The following is a 24,777-nucleotide window of genomic DNA, read 5'->3' on the forward strand; positions in this document are numbered from 1 at the left end:
TTTACTTTTCCTTTCCATGTGGTTTTCTCAGAAACCCCTTACTTTTTTATCTTTCCATATCCTGAAATAAAACCGACACCGGTAGTACGAGAGGCCCAGGAGAATGAGCAATAAAAACCAAAGAATATCCTGTAACAATGAATACATAACTTATATTAGGTATAAATATTTTCAATTACTGGAGGTTTGAAATGAAAGAAAATGAATACCGTATCCAATTTACATCATCCAGAATAAGGGACCTCATGTACAGGACTACATTTGATCCTAAGAAAATGGATGGAGACGTTATACTTAATCTCTCATTTATTGATAAGAAAGATCTGGATGATGTGCTTGGGATTTTTAAGATGGTAATCTCAAGCGGGCTTTCGGTAACTCCCTATGTTAAGATAGTTTCCGAAGGCGAATCTCTCGGAGACCTGACTATTGAAAAGGGGAAGGTAGGTATCGGAACAGTATGTAGCATTACTATTGACGGAGTATTGCTAAAAGCAGGAATTCCTGTAAACCCCAAACTCGGAGGGGTTGTTCAGATCCGAAGCGGAATTCCGGTTCGCTTTACTGATGTACTGACTTACGCAAGTACAACTGTAGATCCGCTTGAAATTCTGATGTCACAGGGAATTACTTCTGTATCGGAAATGCTCAGGACAGGCTCAGGCAAGATTCTCGCAAATCTCAGAGAAGCTCCTATGGTTGCAAGAGATGAAATTGAAAGTTGCCTTTCTGACCTTCTGGATGCAGGCTTCAGTGGAATCCTTGAAGTTGGGGAACCAAATACACGGGTTCTAGATGTTCCCATAGAGAGAGACCATCTTGGAATAGTCGTCATAGGAGGGACAAATCCTATGGCTGTTGTACAGGAATATGGGATCAGCATAGACACCAATGCAATGTCAAAGCTAATTTCATTCAAAGAGATGAGCAGGATTGAAGATCTGGTTTAAGGCTCAATGGTAAATCTGACTCTAAAGCAGATCCTGGCTTTAATGTAAATCTGACTCCGAAAATCTCTTTAATTTATTGAGCCTTTACTTATTCAATTCAGCTTTTCGGAGCATACTTCGGAAGGCTGGTCTCTTTGCTTTGAATGTGTCTTTCTTCGCAGCTGTTCTCCTATAAACAGATCCAGCTTTCTTGCGAATTCTTCCTTTTTACCGTCAGGAATTGTTGCTCCTGCTGCAATATCGTGCCCACCGCCTACACCTCCAACTTCAGCCGAAACAATCGACATGGCTTCCGAAAGGTTGACTCCTCTGCGGATAAGGTCCTGGGTTCCCCTTGCTGAAACCTTTGTCCCTCCTTCGGCTTTTGCAAAAGCAATAATGGGAAGATTTCTGTTTTCAACTAATGTAGAACTCATGCCCGCAATAATACCCACAATAGTTTCTTTTATTTCCGAGCCTGCGTCGAAGTACTGGATATTTTCAAGCTGGATAACTCCCTTTTCTTTAACATATATGAGTCCGTTGACAAGATTCTGTCTATGCTCGGCAAGCAATTTACGGGCACCTTCATAAGCTTCCTCTCTGTTTCCCATGCAGACTGCCAGTCCAATCTCTGCATGATCGTAGCGCGCGGTGGCATTAAGAAGGGTGGAAAATTCCGACGCATCTCTCATCTCCGTTCCTTCTTTTTCTCCAAGGAGGATGTAAACCTCACCTATCAGACGCTCTATCTTATATGAGGGCATACCTGATTTCAGGCAGTACTGGATAAGTCCTGAAACAATTTTCTGTTTTTCTGAGATTTCAAGGTCAATCCAGCGTCTCCAGTGTTCATCCTGACTCAAACTAATATTAAGGGAGTGAAGAAACTCAATGCATGCTTCTTCGCTCCCCGTAAGCCCTGGGAGGTAAGGATCTGAAGAATATTGCATTAATTTATAAATCGGGCGGGTTTGTTTTCCAAATAGAGTCAGGTCTTTTTTGAACTGTAGAATGTTTCCCCTAACCCCATCTTCCAGAATTTCCCTGTTGACTCCGACAAGCTGCCCCATTTTCAGATGTTGCATATCCCCAACAGCCCCCACTATTGCCAGTGAGGAAAGGTCCTGATTTTTTCCAAGAGCTGAAGCCAGTAAGTAGGTAGTCCCAGATCCGCTTAACTCATACGAACCATTTGCTCCGAAAAGGTGAGGGTTAAGGTGAAATTGATGGCTTCCCTGGGGTTGGTGATGGTCTGAGATCACTGCATGGATCCCGCGAGATTTTATTTGCTCGCACATCCCGCTTCCAAGGTCAGTAAAAATGACAATGCTATGGTTCTCATCAGCAATAGCATCAAGAGCCTTTTCATCAAGCTGCTTGACAAAACGAGTCGTATATTCAAAACCGCCCCTTTGAAGGGCAGTACAGATAATTCCTGCAGAAGTCAGCCCGTCAGCGTCAATATGAGATACAACGTGGATTGATCTGTACTTTTTAATTTCGTCGGCACATTTCGCCGCTTCTTTATGAAGTGCTTTTATTGTTTCAGACATTACTCTCTCCACTGTTTTTCTGCTTGTCTCAATTAATAATCACTTTTTTAATCTTACTTTCCTTCCCATTCCCTTGGATCGACCTTATAATCTTTTCCTTCTCTTCTTATTTCAGGAAAACTTCGGATCTCCTGTAACGTAAGTTTGAGATTTTGATTGAGATATTCTTTTTCCAGTTCCTTCCAGGGAATTATGTATGCTTCCCTTCCGTGGCCGGGTCCCAGGCGAAGTTCTACTGCAAGAAATCCACGTCTTCCTGATCTGTTCAGGTAATCCGAAATTCTTTCTATCTGGTGGATTCCGTTTTTATCAACGGTAAAATGCTGAGAAAAGTAAAGTGCATTTGCTCCTTTGTCCACTGAAATGCTTTTGCACTCGATTCCCAGGTATAGATCCGGGTTAAGAGAATCCACAAGCACATCTAGAAACTGTGGAGTGAATCTGTGCTGCTTAAGCCTGTAGGAGATAGCTTTTATTCCATTCTCTTCAATGTATGCATTAAGTGAGTTTACAAGCATGCGTTCAAACTCGGTCATGAAATCCTGTTAAATGTTTTCTCTATTTTACTTAAACCTTCTACTCAGAATGCAACCTTTTCACCCTGATTACATAGGAGAGATATGTCAGCTTAAACAGGTTACATTACTGGGGGCTTAAACAGGTTACATTATAAGGGGCTTAAACAGGTTACATTACTAGGGAGTTGATACACATCATCTGGATATGTTATCTATCGCCTGAAACTAACTAACATTCAATTTTATGAAACAAACTTCCGCAAATTGATAGAAGAGTAATGATTGTACATAAGAGTAATTTATGTGAAAATCAAAAAGAGCTTGAGCCGCATAATAAATTTGAGTAATATCTTGTAAGAAAAATAAATGCCGGTCAGGTTCTTGACCGGCTGCACAATTTTTAATTTGATATAATGAAACTTACAAAGTCCGGGCTGAGCCTCGTTTCTTTTACAAGCCTTTCAATAGTTTCCTCATCGGAAAGCCCTTCTTCCCTGAGTTCTTGTATGCGGTCAAAAACGTGCTGTGACACTTCGGAGTATTCGTTAATGTCTTTCCTGTGACCCCATACATCGCCCTCAAGTAAAGCGATATTCTGCATTGAAAGATACATCTGTGCAGAACTGGAAATCGTTTTTTTGTATGAGCTTGGGATGTGGATCGCTTTTATTTCCGGACACTTCATAATGAGTTTAAAAATGTCCTTGTTAGATGGTCTGAATGCAAGATGGACAATTTCCTCATTAAGTTTTAAAGTGTCTATTTCTTCTTTTGAACTTACAACTCTAATTTTCATTTTTATCACCGTTCGTTTCCAGGTATTTTAAGGTGTTTTAGAACATTTTAGGGATTTTTTAGGGTTTCTTAAGGTTTCATTTAAAATTCTTCGGAGTCTCTTTAGAGCTATTTGATTTAATCAGAGCCTCTTCAGGTTTTTCGAGGTTTAGGTTTTTAGGGAGTTCCTTCCGGATTTTAGAGTTTCCGGATTTTTTATGTTTTTACTAACTTTTGAAACTTCCACTAAGTTTTTAATTTTCACATCATGGGTTTACTTAATTATTTATTTTTAAACCTTTTGAATTCGTTAACCCTAAAATTCAATTATTGTTTTAGAATTTATTTTGAATTTTAGAATTGTAAACTGTTTTTCAAAACCTTAATTTATATTTGAGGTTTTTTGTTATGTTAGGGACATATACTATTTAATTTTTTATGAACTTTCCTCTTATTTTCAACTTTTTCTATTATATTATATAAGTTGGGTCAAGGAAAGGGATAATCTCCATTTTCCCATTTTCTTAATTTTTTAAGTACAATCTGTCAAACTCTAGGGTTTCTTTTAAATAGCTCTAAAGAAATTCTGAAAATCAGTTTATGAGATAAAGCTAGCAATTCTACTGATGACATTTATTTATATTACACTATTTTATATATTTGAGGTGAACTGTATACGATATTGTACTATACTACTTAATATTTTCTGTAAAGCTCTTTTTCTTGTAAAATTCTTTTGAATAAACTGGTTTGACAAAAGAGATTTTTTCATTAAAGAATCTCACTAAAGATACTTATCATATAAGGGAAAGGACTAGATTACTAAATGCTCATTGTATAAAGGAGAGGGGCAAGGTTACTAAATGCTACAAATTTTTATCCTCGGCACTTTGATAATTACAAATCTGTAAATTAGTGGCACTGAAAATCTTCTAAGACATATGCAGTATTTTAGAAGACATATGTGCCGTACTTTTTCTTTTTTTCAAAAGTCTCTAAATTAAAAATAGTGACCTGCGCGAAAGTAGCAGGTCTGTCTTAACCTCTCAAAATCTTCGACATATATACGTTATCAAGAGTGTAGCCGAATTTTCGATAATATTCTCTGGCTCCTATTCCGCTAATAATAGCAAGTTTCTCGTAACCGTTTTCACGCGTTATATTCTCTGCTTGTTCCAGAAGCTCCTTTCCATATCCTCTATGTTGCCATTCCATTTGCTTTGCTCCTTTTCCTACAGGTACCATTGAACCATAAACATGCAGTTCTCTTATCAGGGCAGCTTCCTGCAGTTCAGGGCGATAAGGAGCAAAAGGAAAACGCAGGCGGGCAAATCCAATAAGAACATCTGCAGCAAGGTCTTCAAACGCAATGAAATGTTCTATGCCCCCGCAAGCTTCGTAGGTCTCTACAGTAAGCTCGATGTCTTCTTCATTTACCTTTCTCCCTCTCAGGCCAGTATGTCCGACTTCTCTGCAGCGGATACAGCGGCACTTTCCTCCCTTTTCTCTCAACCTTTCTTCTGCAAGCTGTCTTAGATTACTCTTTCGGACTCCTGCAAATATCTGGTGAGCTGGAATATCGCGCTGAATGCGCTGGAGTCTTACCCATTTAGGAAGAATTTCCTTTACGTCTGCAATAAGTTCGGCGGCTTCTTCGTCAGAAAGGGCTTCATAATCTCCTGCCTCCCAGAGTTTGTATAGAGGAGTGCCTTCAGTTACAAGTGTAGGATAAATCTTGAGATAATCGGGTCTGAAGCGTGAATCTTCAAACAATTTTTTGAAGCCTCTGAGATCCAGCTTTGAATCCGAGCCAGGCAAATGAGGCATCATATGAAATCCAACCTTAAATGCACTGTCTCTTAATATCTGATTAGCCCTGACAACTTCTGCAACGCCATGACCTCTCTGCATGCGGGTAAGCACAAAATCATAAACACTCTGGACCCCAAGTTCTACCTTAGTACCTCCCAGCTTGAGGAGCTCGTCCACATGTTCTTCCGCTGCCCAATCAGGACGTGTTTCAAATGTTATTCCTACATTGCGGATATCAGCTTTTTCATTGGCTTTCTGAACTTCTTCAAGAGGAATATAAGGTATAGATTTCCCGATTTTCCAGGCGGTCTTCCTCCACTCCTTTCCTGTTGTGAAATCATTCATTGCTTCAAGGCAGCGTCTAATAAACCATTCCTGGTAATCCAGATTGCGTGCAGAAAACGTGCCTCCCATAACTATAAGTTCCACTTTCTCTACGTCGTGACCGATCTCTTTAAGCTGGGAGAGCCTGGATTTAACCTGGGCGTAGGGGTCAAAATCATGCTGAATTGCCCTCATAGCTGCAGGCTCTCTTCCCATGTAACTCTGGGGTGACTTAAAAGTGGAGTTTGGGCCCCCCGGACACGGCAGACATACTCCGTGGGGGCATGGAGCTGGAGAGGTCATTACAGCAATTACTGCAACTCCGGAAATTGTTCTTACAGGCTTCCGTTTCAAGAATTCTTTGATTATTGCCTGTTCTTCAGCTGTCCCCTTGGTTATGATGTCTCCATTTCTGGGGAGGCTGGCTAGATGGTAATGCTTACTGACATCTTTTTTTACTTTATTTAACTGACTTTCATTTTCTATTTCGCCTGCAAGTACTCTTTCAAGGATTTCCCTGCACGCCTTATTATAATCGTTTTCTTTCATCTCAAGTTCCGTCTTTCCGGTTTCCAAACTCCGGTTTTTTTCTAGAGAGCGTTAAAAACTTATTTGTAAGATGTTAAAAAAGATTTTTTAGCTTTTAAAAAGCTGTTTAATCTAACTTTTTGATAATTTGCAATAATGTAGCTATAATGATAGCTTAACGCATATAAATAGAGCAAGCTTCGTCTTTATCAATGAGGTTTCATAGATCTATTACTTAGCAGAGATCGAACCCAATAATAAAAGTTCCGAGTCCGACTGCGGGCTTGAGGCCCATTAAAGATCTTATATACTCATCTGATGGGGTGGATGGAGACGCAATTACAACATTGGTCACCCCTTCCACGCACTCTACATCCTGACATTTCTGTGGGGGTAGGACGACAGTTATAGGTTCTTTCTTTCCACCTCCTGGTTTAGGCATTGTGTTTTTGTAGATTACAAAGTTCCCCATAACCAGCATATCATCGCACTTTTTACACTCTTCAAGCTTCTCGGAGTCGTAAATGTCCTCACCAATTTTTTCTCCGTACTGCATAAGCACTACGTTAGGCCCCTCGGGCCAGACATAGTCCATATTAGTTGTAAAGGCTATGATTATCTGACGTTTGAAGACTTCCTTAATCCCCTGGTTGTCTCCCACACCCAATCCCATAAGGACGGCACCTTCAGCCTTTTTCTCAAGCTCTAAAATTTTTTCTTTGTCTTCCTCACTCAAAACGTATGTATCTTCAACGCCCTTCATAGCTTTTATTCTGCATATGACATCCTGAATAACATTTTTACATTCCAAAGCGAATTCCCCTTCGTGTTTTAGACCTACGTTATATTTAGTTCAATAAATCTTACCTTGTTTCACGTTCTTATTTAATTTATTCTTTTATTCATATAGTAGCAGTTTTTTGGCTCTGTAGAAATCCTTAATTTAATCCATAATAATTGTATTACTTTTTTGTTTATATTATAGACTATTAGTTTAACTTTTACTTCTTTTACTTGATTTCTAACCTTTCTTGCTCTTAATGTTTCTCCAAATTTTCTTTTTACAACAGATATTATTGTCTCTACTATATTCCTTCTATTGTATTTGATCTTATCAAAGTCTTTGTTTAATTGTTTTCTATATTTTCCGTTTATTCTCTTTCTTTTTCTTTCTCTCAAAGGTACTATTGAATCTGCTTTTATCTCTTCTCTTATTAGAGTATGAATTTCTTCGGAATCATATCCTTTATCCATCACATAACATTGAGACTTTCTTGACTTGTTTGATTGTCTTATCAGAGTCTTTGCATGCTTGACATCATGATCTGTTTTTTGGCTAATTTTCCATCCTAATATTACTTTTTTAATAGTGTCTACTGATATTGAAGTTTTAAGGAAGCTCCTTCGGAGCTTCCCTGTTCTCTTAGAATAATAATGACTTGCATAAGAACTCGTAAATCCTGTTGCATCAATTGCCGTAATGAGAACTTTTTCTCCATGTGAGTAAAATAGTTTTAGAGTTTTTGACAAAATTAGGTTAAACAATGAAGAGGGAATTCTGGACACAAACTTTTGAAGAGTAGTGTAATGAGGAACCTTATCAAGGTCAAGTTTTTTCTTTATATTGTTCATGAGGTCAACAAGTTCTACAAAGTCACGGTAGTCTGTACTTATATACTCCTTCAATAAAACAAGAACAAGAAGCTGATGTTGAGTATAAACACGTTTGGAATATTTGCAGGAGTAAAGGTTCAGTCTGGAAGACTGAACCGTTTTAAGACTGAGATCAATAAATTTAATATACTTATTTGATGACAATAGCAATTGCTCCTTTGTTTTTTGTGAGGGCAAAAAATTAAGGAGCATTTTTACAATTTTATTTTTATAATTTTTGGGTAAAACAGAATTTAGAGGATTTCTACAGAGCCAGTTTTTTGCTTTCTTTTAAATCCAATGGTATCATATAATGCTCTTTTTATATTTCTCTTTTTATGTCGTCAACTTCTAATATAACACCTTTTTCTCCTGCAGATAATGTAAAGAGTTTTGAATAATATTATAAAAATAAAGGAAGTACTTTTAAAAATCTTTAAACTATTTAACCGCATCACAATTTTCCCGAGCCATTAACCCGACTTTTATAACCCCCTCAAACTTGATATTACTTATTGAGTATAATATCACTTGTATTGAGTATGTGCTCTGTCAGGACACCGTCTCTAAAGACAGATCTATCTAAATGAACTGAACTCTTCAAATTCGGATTTATATCTCAATTAATTTTGGGCGACTTGCAGATTCATAAGAACGTATTAGCCTGGATCTGATCCCATAACGTGTCGAAAGTTTATCAAACTCAAAAGATTTTAAGATGTGATGCAGAAAAAGCTTGCCAACAGGAGAAGCTTACCAGCTGGATTGTAGAATTAGTATTGATTTGAAATTGTTTAATGTAAAAGCTCTATAATTATACTATCTTTTTTCTATAGTCTCTTATAAATATTTCGAATTTATCTTTTAAGTTTATTTTTGACGAATATTCTGCCTGAGTTCTTTCGACATTTACCGTCATTTACATCGTTGTTTTGCGCTTTTCCTGTTCGATTTCCCTGAAATAGACCACAAAAGATTTAATAAGGCAATTATTTTATAGAACACTTGTAATCCAATTTAGAGGGATAAGGAGGGAATGAAATCCTCTTCGGCAATAGACGATATATATAAGTCTGATTTGGTGAAGAATGGTGAAACCCTTAAAGTGTTGATCCCGACACTTCTTCTTACATACGACATATCTTAACAAACATGGAGGAACAATAAAATGAAGAGATTTGCAGCAGTGACACTGGCTACTCTCATGCTTCTTACTGTATTTGCATCCGCCGCAAGTGCACAAGATGCAGTTGAGATCCGCGGTCCTGTGTTCAACGGCTCTAACATCCAGGAAATCGTCGGTACCGACGGCATTACAATCGATGCTACACAATTTGCAGCATTCTTCTATGACATTAACGACAACGTTACAACTGAAACTCTTTCCATTAGAAATGTTCCAGGAAACAACGGCAACGTAATTGGAGAGGGTGGGCTCGTCTATGAGACCCAAATTCAGCAGGTTGAATATGAATTTACCGGCGCCGCAGGCTGGGACAATTACAGTGTAATTGGCTTCTTTGCAGAGAAGTACATCCCACTGAAACCCAACAGCGCTGACAAACTTGCCAAGCTCGTCCTTGATAGCGATGACAGGTACACCATTAGAACCGGCGAAACCCTTGACCTCGGTGAAGGCTATGCTCTCGAAGCCAAGCAGGTCGATGTTGAAGGTGAGAAAGTCTGGCTCGAATTCACCAAAGACGGAGAATTCGTAGATGACGAAATCATCTCAGTCGTTAACGAAAACATGAGCACCTGGGAAGTCGAACTTGATGACATCCAGGACGAAGACGATGTTGTTGTCTTCAGAGTACATATCAACCAGGTCTTCCAGGGCGCAGTCGACAGCATTGCCCAGATCGAAGGTCTCTGGCTCATTGACTACGCAAATGCAATGACCATTGAGTCTGACGACGAATTCGGTGAACTTAACGACGTTTCCATCCAGGGAGACAGCCTTGTGATCCGCAATGACGATTCCTTCACTCTGACCAGAGACTCTGAAGAAGAAATCGCTGAAGGCATGTTCTTCAAGATCGCTGACACACCAACCAATGTACTCAGGTTCTATGTCATGAAGGAACTTACAGACCCAGGAACCTATGAAGTCAGAGGACAGGTTGCCACCGGTGACTTCACCTGGGATGCAACTAACTTTGCAGGTTTCTTCTACGACATCAATGATGATGTTACCACAGAGACCCTTTCTGTCTCCGGACTTGAAGGAAATGTAATTCCTGAGGGCGGTCTTGTTTATAACACTACCATTCAGAATGTTGACTTTGAATATGACGAGTGGGGCCAGTATCCAGTTATCGGCTTCTTTGCAGAGAAGTATATCCCACTGAAAGCCAACAGCGCTGACAAACTTGCCAAGCTCATCCTTGACAGCGACGACAGGTACACTGTCAGAACCGGCGAAACCCTTGACCTCGGTGAAGGCTATGCTCTCGAAGCCAAGCAGGTCGATGTTGAAGGTGAGAAAGTCTGGCTCGAATTCACCAAAGACGGAGAATTCGTAGACGATGAGATCATTTCAGTTGTTGGCACTGGCGCAAACACCTGGGAAGTCGAACTTGATGACATTGAGGATGAAGACGATGTTGTTGTCTTCAGAGTACATGTCAACCAGGTCTTCCAGGGCGCAGTCGACAGCATTGCCCAGATCGAAGGTCTCTGGCTCATTGACTACGCAAATGCAATGACCATTGAGTCTGACGACGAATTCGGTGAACTTAACGACGTTTCCATCCAGGGAGACAGCCTTGTGATCCGCAATGACGATTCCTTCACTCTGACCAGAGACTCTGAAGAAGAAATCGCTGAAGGCATGTTCTTCAAGATCGCTGACACCCCATCCAACGAGCTCAGGTACTACCCATTCGTTGAGAGAACTGTCGGCGAAGGCGAAGAACCCGATCTAGAGGATGACGAACCTACAGTGGGTGAGAACGTAACCGCTCCTGAAGACGATGAGAACGTAACCGCTCCTGAAGACGATGAGAACGTAACCGAACCTGGAGAGACCCCTGCAGAAGAGGAACCAACCGTAGGCGAAACTCCTGAAGAAGAACCAGCAGACACTCCTGGCTTCGGAGTTGTCCTTGGACTTGTTGGACTCCTTGCAGTTGTCTACCTCGTCAGGAGGAACAACTAAATTTTCTGATTGAAGGGTTTTCCTAACCCTTCTTTCTTTCAATTCTTTTTTGGTTTCTTTTTGCAGATACCTTTTTATCTCCTGATTTCTTAGTTCTGACAATTCTTTTAAATCTGAAATCCTGATTCTATAAGCCGTCTGGTTTTTCAGGGTTTTTGAAAATCAAGGTGAAGATTTATGAAAAAAAGTATAGCTTTAATATCTGTATTTGCGGTTTTAATGATCGCGTTTTCAGGCTGCGTCGGTGACAATAATTCTGCAGATGATAATGGAACAGAGCAAGATAACTCGGGAACAAGTATAACTGATGGAACTGCGGCTGATATTAGCGAAATTGAAAACCTTCCTGCAGGTTTTGAATACGTTGGGTCCCTTCCTCTTAATGAAACTGATATCAAAAATGACTATAACGCAGAGAATGTTTCCGGAATCGTAGGTGGGTCCGAAGGGATGTACAGATACAACGGGTCGGACTTCTATCTGGATGTAATCGAGCTTGAGGATGCCGAGGCTGCAAATAACCTTATTGGTGCATACAAATCTTCTTTCCCGCCGTTACAGAATGGTTCCCGCTTTGTGGAAGAATCCTTTAACGGACATTCTGCTGTCCGAATAACTGATTATATAACATCTAGTGGAAAATCTGTTCCCAGGTACTCCTATATCTGGAGCAACGAAAACTATGTGCTGGTAGTTTTTGGAAATACTGCTGACAGTACTCAGGTGAGACAGTTAGCTGAAGCAACAGGATATTAATATGTTTACGCGAGGGGTATGTCTTTTACCCTTTTATATCCTTTAATTTTTTACAGTTCATTTTTCGCTTTCCTTACCAAGCCTTCTTATCCGATTTCAGATCTTCTTCATTGTGTGGATATAAAGAACCACGGCTCATGGAATCTGATATGAATTCGTTAAAATGATTGGCACATTACTGCAAATCTTCTTAAAAAAATCATCCCAAAAGAAGTATATAAACTCAATATTTTAAGAAAACAAAAAAGCCAAATTTGATCCCGATTTAAAACAGACAATTCCAGTAATTCTACTTTTAAGATCCAATATGGGTGGATAAGAAACGGATAAGATAAAGAGTCTTCTGGGAATTAAACCCGTTTATGATCTTATCCGCCGACTTAATTCTTTTTGAGAGTTTTATTAATTCTCAATTTTATTAATTTTCAGTTAGAGATGCCGCTTTTACTTTATCAGCAATACACCTTTTCCGCCGACGTTGACATCGCCAGTGAATTTCCGGTAGGTAACCCCTTCAAACTCCTCTGTTCCTTCTTCTTTAAAGGATGGCAAGAGATCGAACGTTTCACCTTTAATGATAACTGTACCGCTCTTCATTTCACTTGCAGGCATTGTAGCATTGCCTTCAATTATTATCTTCCCGCCGTTGTTTGAGATTGCAGGAAGGAGACCTACACTGCCTTTTACGAGGATTTCTCCTCCGCACATGTGTTCTCCAAGGTAGTCTTTGGCATTGCCGTTGATAGTAATTTTTCCTCCACGCATGCCGCAGGATTCTCCCCTGTAACCTGACCCTACATAGTAAGAGGCATTTCCGTTGAGTATAATTTCTCCACCTGTCATCTCACAGCCAAGCCAGCTGTCAGCATCGCCATTAATTACGATCTTCCCGCCTCTCATACCAAAGCCGCAGTGCATATCCACATTGCCGTTGATCTCTATCTCTCCGGCACTCATGTTCTGCCCAATGCGCTTTACTCTTGAGACATCGCCTTCGAAAATAATCTTTGTATTCTCAACGGAGTCGCTTCCTTCTACCTTTACATTGAAGAAATCGCCAAGAGGGTACTGGCCGTTTCCATACCAGACCTTAATCGCCTTTATCTCCTCTTCAGTCTTGCCTGCAAAATTGTCAGGGTTTACGTCATCGGCTTCGATTGGGATTTTATTGGCTTCTTTGAGGGAGAGTTTTACAACCTGCATTTAGAACACCCCTTCCGTGGCGATTTCAACAGGTTTCTGCAGGTACGCATCTTCAACCATATAGTTGGCTTTGCTCACAGTGTAGTACTTCCTGAATTTAACATCTATATCTTTCTGCATTGCACTATCGATGGTTGAAGGAACCTTTGCATTTACCCAGTAGATCTTGCCTTTCGGAGTAGCTTCTATCTCTCCGTCTTTTACGACAATCTCCCCGTCTTTCAGCGTGTACGCTGCACCTGAGAAAGCTTTCTTAACCTTCTCATACTCTATCGAGGGGTCAATTTGTCCAGGCAGGATATCATATATTGCGATATCGGCATCTGAACCTGGTTTAAGATTTCCTTTTTCAGGCCTGCTATACATCTTTGACTGGGTGCTCCTGGTCATAACTGCAAGCTCATAGAAATCCAGTTCCCTCTCAATTCCGGGCAATACCATCCTATCAAGCGCCATCTTGGAAAAGCCGGAAATGACTTCCTCCCTTCTTTTTGCACTCATGAGGTAGGTAAAAGCTTCAGGATAGTTCACGAAAGAACCACCGTTCGGACTGTCAGTTGTAAACATAACCTTCCAGGGATCCTTCACGAGCAGGGCAAGTTCAAGACCAATTGCCCACTGCACGGCATTTACAAAGCTCTTTGGAGAGTAGAATAGAGGTACGACACCGGATGCATCTTCCAGTTCAATATCCTGGTTGCTCCATTTCTCGTGCAGCATTCTTGCATTTGCATATTCCACAGGTCCGTCTGCAGTCATGGTTACTGCAGGACCGAAGATTACCTGTCCAAGGTCGAAAGTCAAGTGGTCTGCTCCGTTCACATAATCTGCAACCATGGGAGCTCCTGTCTCAAAGTCCCTCCACGAGGTACCTGCATAGGCATTAAACTGCACGTGAGTTACGTGGAGGGCTTGCCTGTCCCGGCTAGGTTTAACTTTCTCGAAGAGCTTCATGGTTTCTATGGTAGTTTCATAATTCCCTGGTTTTCCTAGGTTGTTGCAGTGCACATGTACGGAATGGGGAAGGTTCAGACGTTCGTTAACTTCAGCAAGTCCCAGCAGAATTTCGGCAGGATTTACATCAAAGTTCGGGACAGGGTCATAGAGTCCGCTCACGTTCTTCCCCCATCCCCAGGCTTCTCCTCCTCCAGGATTTACGATTTTTATTCCGTAGCCTCTTGAGGCTCTGAGACCCCAGGCAATGTATGCTGCCAGCTTTTCGGGTTCCTTGTCACGTATATACTCCATGACCTGCCAGTTGCTTCCGAAAAGGGAGAGCCCCATTTTGTCCAGAATCGGGATTTCTTTGAACTCTTCATGAGTGTGCCTTGCAGCAAGCAGGGGAATTGCGGCTTCACAGATAGTCGTGTACCCGAGTTTTGCGTACCTGTACCCGATTGCATAGGTGTTGGGAGTGTTGTATCCTACCTGTGCTCTTGTCTTTTCGGTACGTGCAACCTGCCCCGAGAGTCCGGGTACGAGATTCTTCCTTGCATCGTTAGGATTAATGAAACGTCCTACGTTAATTTTGCCGGCGCTGTGGGTATGCCCGTCAAAGCCTCCTGCCATTGTGAGCCTTCCTTCGGCATCAATAACCTTTGCATTTGCGGAGACGCTTTCTACAATCTTTCCGTCCTTTATGGAGATGTCCATTGTCTCGCAGTTAATTCCCTGTGCAGGGTCGCAGACGTTTGCGTTTTTAATCAGGATTTCCGACATCTTCATGCACCTCTCTTCAATTCCCTGACTTTTGCGCTCAGGTCTTTTACTATTTCTTCGTCGGTCTTGAACTTCGATTCAATTAATTTCTTCATGCGGAGAGAAATTGCATCCATACGGTAAGCCGTTCCCTCGGCTTCTATTCCCACAACAGCTGCCGGGAAGACTACATCTGCAATTTCAGTTGTTGGATTAGGATATGGGTCAATTTGAATTACAGGGATTTTTGCAAGATGCCTGACTGCTTTCTGAGGGAAATGAGCCCCTGCATCAGCTGCAGCAATTATTGCAGCGTCCGGCTCTTCACGCACAAGAAGATCATTTGCCCCGGTCTCTCCAGGGTTATAATAAGGATATCCTCTAGCAAAGTCGATTGCCATCGGGAAACCGGTCTCCCAGGTTGCAACCTGCCCAAAACCAGTGACATTATAGTGCCCGCGCATTCCTATCATTACAGCTTTTGTGTGCTGGTTAAGATCTGAAATTAAAGAGGACATAGCATCGCCATTTTTGTACTTGGAACGGGACTGTGTTACTCCCATCCCGAAGAAAATACAGACGAATTTTGCGTTTTTCAGAGTCTCTGCAAGTTCAACAACTTTAGCCTTAGGAACGCCTGCAACGGTTTCCGGGATGACATCTTCGTGCCCGTTTACAATTGAACGAAGGGCAGTAACCAGGAGCAGGTCCGAGCCCTGTTCTATCTCTACATAATTGTCAGCCAGTTTTGCAGTGTCAGTTTTCCTGACATCGACAACTATCATTTTCCTGCCTTTCCGCCCTTTCTCGGTAAAGAGCCCTTTTGAGAAGCTTGAGTAACGGACCATATGTCTCGGGTGAGCATGCACCGGGTTGCAGCCCCAGAATATAATTACGTCTGCCCTATTCTTTATTTCCCCAAGAGAGGCTGAGGGAGACCCTTTCTCCTGGGCAGCAAGCGCTGTTGGTCCGTGGCATACGTTTGCTGTAGAGTCAATGACTGAGCCTGTTTCTTCGGCTAGCTGGATAGCCCCGCTGACCGCCTCGCAGGAAGTAGAACACCAGCCGTAAGAAAGCATTCTCTTAGAATTCACCAGAATTTTTGCGGCAGCTTCAATCGCCTCTTCATAAGAGACCGGGACAAGCTCCCCATCTTTCCTGATCATAGGAGTTTCTATCCTGTCATGTTCGAGCATACCTACAAACTTGCTGTGCCCAAGAATACAGGCGTTTTCGATTTTTGTGATTTTGTTATCTTCAACTGTGACTGTGATATCATCGCAGAGCGACCCGCAAAGGGAGCAGACTGCGTCTTTAATTACTGGCATATTTTTCCTCCGATTTTTTCAGATTTCCCGGATTTAATTGGAAATGTAAATTTTTGCCCCATCGGACTTCAGGCTTCCCTGTACTTTTTCATCAGGGACTTCATGTCCAGTGGCTTTTCATCCGTAACTTCAATTTCCGCAGGGACGCCTTTGAATCCGGGCATTCCGCAGCCGTGTGTATCAGGGCTCAACACTGCATTTGCCCAGGGACCCATAGGGATAAAGGCAAGACCATCAGGGTTTCCTTCATTTGCCTTTGCAAAAACCACCACGTCCCCAAATTCGGTGGTAACTTTCAGGCTGCTTCCCTCAGAGGCGCCAAGCCTCTCAAGGTCAGCGGGACTAAGTTCGCAGTAAGCACACGCATCAAAATAGCCTTTGTGCGTCTTTGCTTCCAGATGTGCGCCCTGGTCGGCGGTTCTTCCGGATATGAGATTTACTTTTATTTTCATTGGATTTCCTCATCTGGGTTCTGATCCAGGTATTTAAGTAAGCTAAATCTTTATTGTGAAACGTCAGTATCAGATTTCTTCTTTCTAACAGCCTTCAATCCGTAAAATAATGCCCTTTCTTAGGAAGCTATTTATTTCGGATTGGCTGGCTGCTTAATAAGTCTGGCTTGAAAACTTGGGAATTAACACTTAGGAGTTAATAATTAAATCTGAACGGAATATGGGAGTTAACTCGCGAAGGCTTTGCTTTATTTGCCTTGATGCGGCAGAAAGCATTCTAGCAGTAAAGTTTGACTTTTAAGCCTTTGAGTTTTAAGGGGTTATTTTGTGTGTAAACACCCAGGTAAGTTCTTTTAACTGGATCTCTATTCGATCATCCACTATAATTCATATTTATATATTTATTTGGAATTATATTTATCTTAGATCTCAGGCCTTCGAGTTGACATAAATATAATATTCTGGGGATTGAAGCTTCTCCAGAATATGGTTTTTGCTTTCCCTGTTTTTGAGAATCAGTTTGAAAGCATATTTTTATTTCTTCTTTATTATATATATTTCTGCTATATAGCTATATCTCAATAATTTCTTTTAATATATATTACCCCATTATGTCAACTCTAACATAACGTGCTCACTGATTCCTTTAATATGCTCTGACCACATGGAGTGTCCATCTCCCATATTCTCAGACCCCCTTCTTATAAAAAATAGTTGTGCAGTGACCCATTTTTTCATCTTTCGATCGTTAGCTTTTAATAGATCTTTGTGCATTTGAGTGTTGCAAGCCCGGATAGCCTAGATGGTTGGGGCGCCAGACTCATAGGGACAATTAAATTAGGCGTCTTTAATCTCCTGAGATATCTGGAGGTCGCGTGTTCGAGTCACGCTCCGGGCATCTAATTTTTATTATAAATGATTTTAACGCATACTGATTTGTTTTTTGTTTCGTAAAGTTTGCTATTTTAATACTGTAAAGTCTGCATTTATCATTTTGTTTAGACGTTGCATTAGTAAATTAATATTTCAAAACTGGTTCTTTGAATTTTCAAATATGCTTCACTATCTATTGCTTGAATTATTAATTTAATCTCTTTTTAAAGATTTTATTTAGAAATATGATAAAGATAGTAAGAGTTAATAAGAATCGCGGATAGATACTTGACAACAAGTCTTTAAAAATAAACATTTAAGGTAATCAAAATTGTAACCTGATAATAGGCTAAGAAAATATACCATAAAAATATGCATTGTTGAAAATTAATCAAAAAGTTTAAATCTGGCTACAATCGGTGAGTGAATACGAGGCTGGGCAAAGATAAAATCACGATAGATTCAGGTAAACAGAAGAATTTTCTGCTGTTTTACAGCCTTTTACATTAACTTCAGCCACCTCAGCTACCTGATTTAGAGGAATAAAAAATGATCAGTGGTGAATTAAAAAACCAAATCGACCGAATATGGGATGCTTTCTGGTCCGGAGGAATCTCCAACCCCCTCGAGGTTATCGAACAAATTACCTACCTGCTGTTTTTAAGGCGGCTGGACGACCTGCATACACTGGAAGAAAATAAATCAGTCCGGCTCAAACGCCCGATGGAGCGCCGCATTTTCCCTGAGGGTAAGGACGAAGAGGGCTGTCCCTATGAAAGCATGAGATGGTCCCGCTTCAAGAACCTTCAGCCGGCTAAGATGTTCACAGTGGTCGATAGACATGTTTTCCCCTTCCTGCGCACCCTTGGAGGCGATAATTCCACATACGCCCACCATATGAAAGATGCCCGTTTCACCATTCCCACGCCTGCTCTTCTCGCCAAAGTAGTTGACCTTCTGGACGATATTCCGATGGAAAACCGCGATACTAAAGGCGACCTCTATGAATACATGCTCAGCAAGATCGCTACCGCCGGGCAGAACGGCCAGTTCCGAACCCCGCGCCATATCATCCGCCTGATGGTGGAACTGACCTCACCCCAGCCGAAAGACATTATATGCGATCCCGCATGCGGTACAGCCGGATTTCTCGTATGTGCAGGCGAATACCTTCGCGAACACTATCCTAATATCCTGCACGATGAGAAACTGAAACAACACTTTCATCACGGCATGTTCCACGGCTTTGATTTCGATAACGTCATGCTCCGCATAGGCAGCATGAACATGCTCCTTCACGGCGTGGAAAACCCCGATATCCGCTATAGAGACTCCCTTTCCCAGGAAAACGCCAGCGACGAAGAGGCTTACACGCTTGTTCTCGCAAATCCTCCATTTGCCGGCTCGCTGGACTACGAAAACACTGCAAAAGACCTTCTCCAGATCGTCAAGACCAAAAAGACCGAACTGCTTTTCGTGGCTCTTTTCCTGCGCCTGTTGAAGCCGGGCGGCCGGGCGGCTGTTATCGTTCCTGACGGCGTGCTTTTCGGCTCAACCAGAGCGCACAAGAAACTCCGCCGCATACTTGTAGAGGAGCAGAAACTCGATGCCATCGTTTCACTCCCCGGCGGCGTTTTCAAACCCTATGCCGGTGTTTCAACCGCAATCCTCCTTTTCACCAAAACAAATTCAGGAGGCACAGACCATGTCTGGTTCTACGATGTTCAGGCTGACGGCTGGAGCCTTGACGATAAGCGCACCCCTCTCCTGAGCGAAGATAAACTGGGTGTTACTCCCTCAACCAAGCTTAACGAAGACGAGCACGCGAAAAATAACCTTCCTGATATCCTTGCCCGCTGGAAGGAGCGTAATAACAGTGAACTCAAACGTTCCCGAACCGAACAGAGCTTTTGCGTGCCAAAAGCCGATATCGCAGCCCAGGGCTACGACCTTTCCCTAAACCGCTATAAAGAAGTTGTGTACGAAGAAGTGGAATACAGATCCCCGAAAGAGATACTCAAAAGCCTCGCAAAGCTGGAAGCTGAGATTCAGCAGGGGATGGAGGAACTGGAGGGGATGCTAGGTTGAGTCCTTGGCCAGCAATAGAACTTGGTAAAGTTGCAGAAATTGCTGCAGGAGGAAGTGCACCGCAAGACCCTGATGACTTTAGTAAAGTTGGCATCCCATTTGTGCGTGCTGGAAGCCTGAAACCATTGATAGAAGGAGCAATAGTAGAATCATCATTGGAGCTTTTGAGCGAAGATGTAGCTAAAAAGCATCGATTACGCTTATTTCCTGCAGGAAGTGTTTTATTCGCAAAGAGCGGGATGTCAGCTACAAAAGGCCTTGTATATCGGCTTACCTCGCCTGCCTATGTTGTGAATCATCTTGCAGCCGTAATAGCCGGACCAAATCTAGATTCAGGTTATTTACGCCATTGCCTGCAAGTCTTTTCACCAACTTGTCTCATTCAAGATGAGGCCTATCCTTCGATTAGGCTAAGTGACATCACATTGATGAAAATCCCTCTTCCTCCCTTAGATGAACAGAAGAAAATCGCAGATATTCTAGACCGTGCGGAGGCTCTGCGAGCCAAGCGCAGAGCTGCGCTCGCTCAGCTCGATGAGTTAGTTCAATCCATTTTTATAGAAATGTTTGGGGATCCAATGAAAAATCCAAGAGGTTTTAATGTTGTGAAATTAAGCGAGGTTAGTGAAGTAAGTAGTGGATTGACTTTAAACAGCCAAAGAAGAAGTAAAAAAGAAAATCTATTCCCATATCTACGTGTAGCTAATGTTTTTCGTAACAAATTGGATTTGAGTGAGATAAAGTATATCCACATCTCTGATTCTGAAACTAATAAATATATGCTGAAAAAAGACGATGTTCTCATTGTCGAAGGACATGGAAATATTGAAGAGATAGGTAGAACTGCTGTATGGAAAGGAGAAATTGCTAATTGTGCTCATCAAAATCATATAATTAAAGTTCGGCTTGATGAAAACTATATGAGACCATATTTTGCATCTTATTTTTTGAATTTGTATGGTAATAAAGGATATTTTTACTATAAAAGTAGAACAACTAGTGGCCTCAATACAATAAGTACGAACAAAGTCAGAGATGTAGAAATTTTTCTACCACCTATTGATACACAATTGATGTTTGAAAAAATTGTATTAGAAATAGAAAGAAGGCAACAATCTCAACAGCAGTCCCTCTTAGAAATCAATAATCTCTTTGATGCACTATTGCATGAAGCCTTTACTGGAAAACTGTTTTCAAATCAATTTTTTGACCGGAAAATAGAGAAAGGAGTAAAGATATGACCAATTTTGCCTTTCTCGAAGCCGAATGGCCTTTTTTGTATGAGGCAGCCGAAAAAGCTGAAAATGCGGTTTATCCTGACCCGCGCGCTGCCTGTTTTTATGCTCGCAGGGCGCTGGAGCTGGCTGTGCAGTGGGTGTATAAGTATGATTATACTCTGCTTCTGCCGTATCAGGAGAATTTGAGTGCTCTTATTCATGAGCCTACGTTCAAGAAGGCTGCGGGAGAGGCGGTTTTTAACAAGGCACGGGTGATTATCCAGCTTGGGAATCAGGCTGTGCATAGTAACAGTCCTATCAAGGAATATGATTCAGTAACAGCCGTGAGTGAGCTTTTCCATATAACCTACTGGCTGGCACGCACTTATGGCAGGCAGGGGAATCCTGAAGATGGACTGAGCTTTAACCCCGAGGAATTGCCCAAAACAACTATCCCGAAGCAGACAATAGAGCAGTTGCAGAAACTTGAAGAGAGCCTGCGCGAAAAGGATGAAAAACTTTCTGAGCTTCTGGCTGACAAATCCGCAATGGACGAAGAACTCAAACGTCTGCGGGTTGAGGTTGCAAAGGCAAAGGAAGCTTCAACTTTACTGCCGGACACGCACGATTATTCCGAAGCTGAGACCCGAAACTACTTCATTGATCTCCTGCTTAAAGAAGCCGGCTGGTCTCTGGATAAGGATAAGGATGAGGAATTTGAAGTCTCAGGCATGCCGAACGAAAGCGGAATCGGTTATGTAGATTATGTGCTCTGGGGGGATGACGGGAAGCCCCTTGCTCTGGTGGAAGCAAAACGCACCACAAAAGACCCGCGGGTAGGTCAACAACAGGCAAAGCTTTATGCCGACTGCCTGGAAAACCAATTCGGGCAGAGACCAGTGATCTTCTATTCAAACGGGTACGATCACTGGATCTGGGATGATTCCATGTATCCACCTAGGCAGGTTCAGGGATTCTACAAAAAAGCTGAACTGGAACTGTTAATCCAGCGTCGTAGGAGCCGCAAATCTCTCTCAGAAGTCGATGTTAACTCAAAAATTGCCGATCGCTACTATCAAATCCGTGCTATCCGTCGGATTGGAGAATCCTTTGAAAAGGACAATGACCGGAAAGCTCTGGTAGTAATGGCAACAGGTGCAGGAAAGACCCGAACCGTAATTGCACTCTGTGACCTTCTTATGCGCTGCAACTGGGTAAAACGTGTGCTTTTCCTTGCTGACAGGGTAGCTCTTGTCAATCAGGCGGTAAACGCCTTCAAGCGGCACCTTCCCGACTCATCACCTGTGAACCTTGTAACTGAAAAAGATATAGAAGGGAGAGTTTTTGTTTCGACCTATCCTACAATGATGAAACAGATAGAAGAGATGAACAATGGACAGCGCCGGTTCGGAGTAGGACACTTTGACCTCGTGATTATCGATGAGGCGCATCGTTCGGTCTTTAAAAAATACAGGGCTATTTTCGACTACTTTGATTCTCTCCTTGTGGGTCTTACAGCAACCCCCAAAAATGAAATTGAACGCAATACTTTCAGCCTCTTTGACCTTGAACCCGGAGTCCCTACCGATGCCTACCAGCTCGAAGAAGCTGTAGAAGACGGTTTCCTGGTTCCCCCAAAAGCAGTTTCAGTACCCCTTAAATTCCAGCGCCAGGGGATCAATTACGATGACCTTTCCGATGAAGATAAAGAGCAGTGGGAATCTCTGGATTGGGGGGATGAGGACGGCGAAATTCCTGACCGTGTAGAAGCCGAAGCCATCAACAAATGGCTGTTCAATAAAGATACCGTAGACAAAGTGCTGGAGCACCTGATGGAGCGGGGGTTAAAAGTCGCTGGCGGTGACCGTCTGGGCAAAACTATTATTTTTGCCAAAAACCAGGCTCATGCTGAATATATTGCCGAACGGTTCAATGCAAATTATCCGCATTTCAAGGGCGAGTTTGCCCGAGTTATCACTTTTAAGACTGAATATGCCCAGAGCCTTATAAACAACTTCTCTATCAAGGAAAAATCTCCCCACATTGCTATCTCTGTGGACATGCTTGATACCGGAATCGATGTACCGGAGATAGTGAATCTAGTTTTCTTCAAACTGGTGCGTTCCAGGACAAAGTTCTGGCAGATGATAGGGCGCGGTACAAGGCTATGTCCTGACCTTTTTGGGCCGGGAAAAGATAAAAAATTCTTTTATCTTTTCGATTATTGCCAGAACCTTGAGTTCTTCAACCAGAATACTGAGACCACTGAAGGTTCACTAGGAGATTCCCTCAGTACGCGCCTGTTCAAATCGCGGCTTGAGTTACTTTCCGAGCTGGACAAGAGACTAGAAGCTGAAATTAAAGGCGGTGCTGAGACCCCGGAGAGATATGGTGAACCGAAAACAGAAGCTGAAGTCCGCTTCCTGATTGCTGAAACTCTGCATAATGAGATTACCTCGATGAATCTGGATAACTTTATAGTGCGTCCCAAGCGGCAGCTTGTCGAGAAATACTCAAAGCCAGAAGCCTGGATAAAGCTATCCAGCGAAGACCTCTCCGAGCTTTCCCATGAAGTTGCGAGTCTGCCTTCGGAATTACAACCTGAAGCAGAAGAGGCAAAGCGTTTTGATCTTCTTATCCTGAACCTGCAGCTTGCTTTGCTGCGTGCCGAACCTGGTTTTGAGCGCCTGCGTGATAAGGTGAGAAATATTGCCGGTCTTCTGGAAGAAAAGTCCACTATCCCGATGGTACGTGACCAGATGGCTTTAATTCTAGACGTGCAGACCGACGAATGGTGGGAGAATGTAACAACTCCCATGCTGGAAACTCTTAGGCGGCGTCTCCGTGACCTGGTAAAACTGATAGACAAACACCAGAGAACGCCGATTTTTACCGATTTTGAAGATGAAATGGGTAGCGAAATTAATGTGGAATTACCTGGCTTTTCTTCTGCCGGAGATTTCGAGAAGTTTCGTGCCAAAACTCGTGCTTTTCTACTGGAGCACCAGGATAATACCGTCATTTATAAGCTTCGGATGAATATAGCATTGACATCATCTGACCTTGACGAATTGGAGAGAATACTTTCTGAAAGCGGGGTGGGCAGGAAGGAAGATATCGCTCGTGCTAAAGAAGTATCTCACGGTCTGGGGTTGTTCGTTCGCTCACTTGTAGGATTGGACCGAGAGGCTGCGAAACAATCTCTAGCTACTTTTCTATCGGGCAAAACCCTAAATGCAAATCAGATAGAGTTCATAAACCTGATAATTAACCACCTTACCGAACATGGAATAATAGATATTGCATTGCTTTACGAATCACCCTTTACTGATATCACTCCACACGGTCCTGACGGGCTTTTTACCTCGGCTCAGGTGGATGAACTAATAGGAGTTCTGGAACAGATCACAGCAACAGCACTGGTGTCCTCCGGTCAGCAACAGATTACTGCTTAAGTGATCTTTAACCCGCTTTTCCCATACAATCCTTCACCATAGATTACAGGATAAAATGCTGTTCCGCTGGTTATTATTTTATTCTCCTTCAATGAGAATTCGTACATTCAGATATCATAACTATAATATCATAAGGGTTGCCCATCCACACTATCCTGTCACCGTAAATGGCAGGAGATGTTGCAAACCTGCCGGCAGTGATTTTAGTCTCTTTGTCGATGAGATTGGAACCGAAGTTCCGGGTTTTCAAAACAGGATGAGTATAAATAAATAATAAAATTGAGGGTAAATATCCTCTGGTTGTGGAACTCAAAATAGCTTAGAAACATCCTTTTTTCTACTTTTTTTTGGTTTAGGTGGATTTAGTAATACTTTTATACATCTATGTAATACCACTATGTATTATTAGCAATTAATTTACTTTGTTCATGTTTCCGGAAATTAACAGGGTAG

17 protein-coding genes and 1 tRNA gene are annotated in these 24,777 nt (G+C 42.1%); 7 read left to right on the forward strand and 11 right to left on the reverse strand.

From position 1 onward, the window contains the following. The first annotated feature begins 191 nt into the window (after nucleotides 1–191). A complete protein-coding gene (locus AOB57_RS09760) occupies nucleotides 192–950 on the forward strand; it encodes a DUF128 domain-containing protein (protein ID WP_054300006.1) in 759 nt (252 codons plus the stop codon). 92 nt (nucleotides 951–1,042) lie between these two features. On the opposite strand, the gene AOB57_RS09765 is transcribed toward AOB57_RS09760, so the two are convergent. The 6 genes from AOB57_RS09765 to AOB57_RS09790 all read right to left on the reverse strand — a co-directional run bounded on the left by AOB57_RS09765 (nucleotide 1,043) and on the right by AOB57_RS09790 (nucleotide 8,307). Then, the gene (locus tag AOB57_RS09765; RefSeq protein WP_054300007.1) at nucleotides 1,043–2,485 is read right to left on the reverse strand and encodes a single-stranded-DNA-specific exonuclease RecJ; all 1,443 of its coding nucleotides are present in this window, start codon (nucleotides 2,483–2,485) and stop codon (nucleotides 1,043–1,045) included. Nucleotides 2,486–2,538: 53 nt separating this feature from the next. Continuing rightward, nucleotides 2,539–3,021, reverse strand: a complete 483-nt coding sequence (locus AOB57_RS09770) for a YheU family protein (protein ID WP_054300008.1) — start codon at nucleotides 3,019–3,021, stop codon at nucleotides 2,539–2,541. A gap of 382 nt (nucleotides 3,022–3,403) precedes the next feature. After that, nucleotides 3,404–3,799, reverse strand: coding sequence for a DUF1699 family protein (locus AOB57_RS09775; RefSeq protein WP_054300013.1), 396 nt, complete (start codon nucleotides 3,797–3,799; stop codon nucleotides 3,404–3,406). A gap of 1,016 nt (nucleotides 3,800–4,815) precedes the next feature. Then, on the reverse strand, nucleotides 4,816–6,462 hold the full coding sequence (locus tag AOB57_RS09780; protein ID WP_054300014.1) for a tRNA uridine(34) 5-carboxymethylaminomethyl modification radical SAM/GNAT enzyme Elp3: 1,647 nt from the start codon (nucleotides 6,460–6,462) through the stop codon (nucleotides 4,816–4,818). 214 nt (nucleotides 6,463–6,676) lie between these two features. Beyond that, nucleotides 6,677–7,252 carry a hypothetical protein gene (locus AOB57_RS09785; RefSeq protein ID WP_054300009.1) on the reverse strand — a complete coding sequence of 192 codons (576 nt, stop codon included), beginning with the start codon at nucleotides 7,250–7,252 and terminating at the stop codon, nucleotides 6,677–6,679. Nucleotides 7,253–7,326: 74 nt separating this feature from the next. Continuing rightward, nucleotides 7,327–8,307 carry an IS5 family transposase gene (locus AOB57_RS09790; RefSeq protein WP_394339691.1) on the reverse strand — a complete coding sequence of 327 codons (981 nt, stop codon included), beginning with the start codon at nucleotides 8,305–8,307 and terminating at the stop codon, nucleotides 7,327–7,329. Between the two features lie 955 nt (nucleotides 8,308–9,262). Here AOB57_RS09790 and AOB57_RS09795 point away from each other — a divergent pair. Both AOB57_RS09795 and AOB57_RS09800 read left to right on the forward strand, forming a co-directional pair. After that, a complete protein-coding gene (locus AOB57_RS09795; RefSeq protein WP_054298404.1) occupies nucleotides 9,263–11,254 on the forward strand; it encodes an S-layer protein domain-containing protein in 1,992 nt (663 codons plus the stop codon). A 177-nt stretch (nucleotides 11,255–11,431) separates the two neighbouring features. Beyond that, nucleotides 11,432–12,010, forward strand: a complete 579-nt coding sequence (locus tag AOB57_RS09800) for a hypothetical protein (protein ID WP_054298405.1) — start codon at nucleotides 11,432–11,434, stop codon at nucleotides 12,008–12,010. Nucleotides 12,011–12,454: 444 nt separating this feature from the next. Here AOB57_RS09800 and AOB57_RS09805 read toward each other — a convergent pair whose 3' ends face one another. From AOB57_RS09805 to AOB57_RS09820, 4 genes are all read right to left on the reverse strand, one after another. Beyond that, complete coding sequence (locus AOB57_RS09805; RefSeq protein WP_054298406.1) at nucleotides 12,455–13,213, reverse strand: formylmethanofuran dehydrogenase subunit C; 759 nt, start codon at nucleotides 13,211–13,213, stop codon at nucleotides 12,455–12,457. Next, nucleotides 13,214–14,938, reverse strand: coding sequence for a formylmethanofuran dehydrogenase subunit A (locus AOB57_RS09810; protein WP_264371690.1), 1,725 nt, complete (start codon nucleotides 14,936–14,938; stop codon nucleotides 13,214–13,216). It lies immediately after the preceding gene. Next, nucleotides 14,935–16,239 (reverse strand): formylmethanofuran dehydrogenase subunit B, encoded by a 1,305-nt coding sequence (locus tag AOB57_RS09815; RefSeq protein ID WP_054298408.1) that lies wholly within the window; start codon nucleotides 16,237–16,239, stop codon nucleotides 14,935–14,937. The genes AOB57_RS09810 and AOB57_RS09815 overlap by 4 nt, the downstream gene beginning before the upstream one ends. Nucleotides 16,240–16,307: 68 nt before the next feature. Then, nucleotides 16,308–16,691: a molybdopterin dinucleotide binding domain-containing protein gene (locus AOB57_RS09820; RefSeq protein ID WP_054298409.1), complete on the reverse strand. Its 384-nt coding sequence runs from the start codon at nucleotides 16,689–16,691 to the stop codon at nucleotides 16,308–16,310. A 787-nt stretch (nucleotides 16,692–17,478) separates the two neighbouring features. Here AOB57_RS09820 and AOB57_RS09825 point away from each other — a divergent pair. From AOB57_RS09825 to AOB57_RS09840, 4 genes are all read left to right on the forward strand, one after another. After that, nucleotides 17,479–17,589: transfer RNA gene (locus AOB57_RS09825), tRNA-Met, on the forward strand. 524 nt (nucleotides 17,590–18,113) lie between these two features. Next, on the forward strand, nucleotides 18,114–19,652 hold the full coding sequence (locus AOB57_RS09830; RefSeq protein ID WP_054298410.1) for a class I SAM-dependent DNA methyltransferase: 1,539 nt from the start codon (nucleotides 18,114–18,116) through the stop codon (nucleotides 19,650–19,652). Next, on the forward strand, nucleotides 19,649–20,893 hold the full coding sequence (locus AOB57_RS09835) for a restriction endonuclease subunit S (RefSeq protein ID WP_054298411.1): 1,245 nt from the start codon (nucleotides 19,649–19,651) through the stop codon (nucleotides 20,891–20,893). Before AOB57_RS09830 ends, AOB57_RS09835 begins: the two co-directional genes overlap by 4 nt. Further along, nucleotides 20,890–24,324, forward strand: coding sequence for a DEAD/DEAH box helicase family protein (locus AOB57_RS09840; protein WP_054298412.1), 3,435 nt, complete (start codon nucleotides 20,890–20,892; stop codon nucleotides 24,322–24,324). Before AOB57_RS09835 ends, AOB57_RS09840 begins: the two co-directional genes overlap by 4 nt. Before the next feature lie 88 nt (nucleotides 24,325–24,412). Here the strand turns inward: AOB57_RS09840 and AOB57_RS09845 are convergent, their stop codons facing one another. After that, nucleotides 24,413–24,574, reverse strand: coding sequence for a hypothetical protein (locus AOB57_RS09845; protein WP_167829596.1), 162 nt, complete (start codon nucleotides 24,572–24,574; stop codon nucleotides 24,413–24,415). Between the last annotated feature and the right edge of the window lie 203 nt (nucleotides 24,575–24,777).

Source organism: Methanosarcina flavescens (genome assembly GCF_001304615.2).
Classification (GTDB): Archaea; Halobacteriota; Methanosarcinia; order Methanosarcinales; family Methanosarcinaceae; genus Methanosarcina; species Methanosarcina flavescens.

Excerpts from the sequence above, each read along its gene's own strand:
- AOB57_RS09800 (WP_054298405.1), top strand. The coding sequence starts at position 11,432 with ATGAAAAAAAGTATAGCTTTAATATCTGTATTTGCGGTTTTAATGATC.
- AOB57_RS09780 (WP_054300014.1), bottom strand. The coding sequence starts at position 6,462 with ATGAAAGAAAACGATTATAATAAGGCGTGCAGGGAAATCCTTGAAAGA.
- AOB57_RS09815 (WP_054298408.1), bottom strand. The coding sequence starts at position 16,239 with ATGCCAGTAATTAAAGACGCAGTCTGCTCCCTTTGCGGGTCGCTCTGC.
- AOB57_RS09760 (WP_054300006.1), top strand. The coding sequence starts at position 192 with ATGAAAGAAAATGAATACCGTATCCAATTTACATCATCCAGAATAAGG.
- AOB57_RS09830 (WP_054298410.1), top strand. The coding sequence starts at position 18,114 with ATGATCAGTGGTGAATTAAAAAACCAAATCGACCGAATATGGGATGCT.
- AOB57_RS09840 (WP_054298412.1), top strand. The coding sequence starts at position 20,890 with ATGACCAATTTTGCCTTTCTCGAAGCCGAATGGCCTTTTTTGTATGAG.
- AOB57_RS09765 (WP_054300007.1), bottom strand. The coding sequence starts at position 2,485 with ATGTCTGAAACAATAAAAGCACTTCATAAAGAAGCGGCGAAATGTGCC.
- AOB57_RS09805 (WP_054298406.1), bottom strand. The coding sequence starts at position 13,213 with ATGCAGGTTGTAAAACTCTCCCTCAAAGAAGCCAATAAAATCCCAATC.
- AOB57_RS09775 (WP_054300013.1), bottom strand. The coding sequence starts at position 3,799 with ATGAAAATTAGAGTTGTAAGTTCAAAAGAAGAAATAGACACTTTAAAA.
- AOB57_RS09770 (WP_054300008.1), bottom strand. The coding sequence starts at position 3,021 with ATGACCGAGTTTGAACGCATGCTTGTAAACTCACTTAATGCATACATT.
- AOB57_RS09795 (WP_054298404.1), top strand. The coding sequence starts at position 9,263 with ATGAAGAGATTTGCAGCAGTGACACTGGCTACTCTCATGCTTCTTACT.
- AOB57_RS09810 (WP_264371690.1), bottom strand. The coding sequence starts at position 14,938 with ATGAAGATGTCGGAAATCCTGATTAAAAACGCAAACGTCTGCGACCCT.
- AOB57_RS09820 (WP_054298409.1), bottom strand. The coding sequence starts at position 16,691 with ATGAAAATAAAAGTAAATCTCATATCCGGAAGAACCGCCGACCAGGGC.
- AOB57_RS09790 (WP_394339691.1), bottom strand. The coding sequence starts at position 8,307 with ATGCTCCTTAATTTTTTGCCCTCACAAAAAACAAAGGAGCAATTGCTA.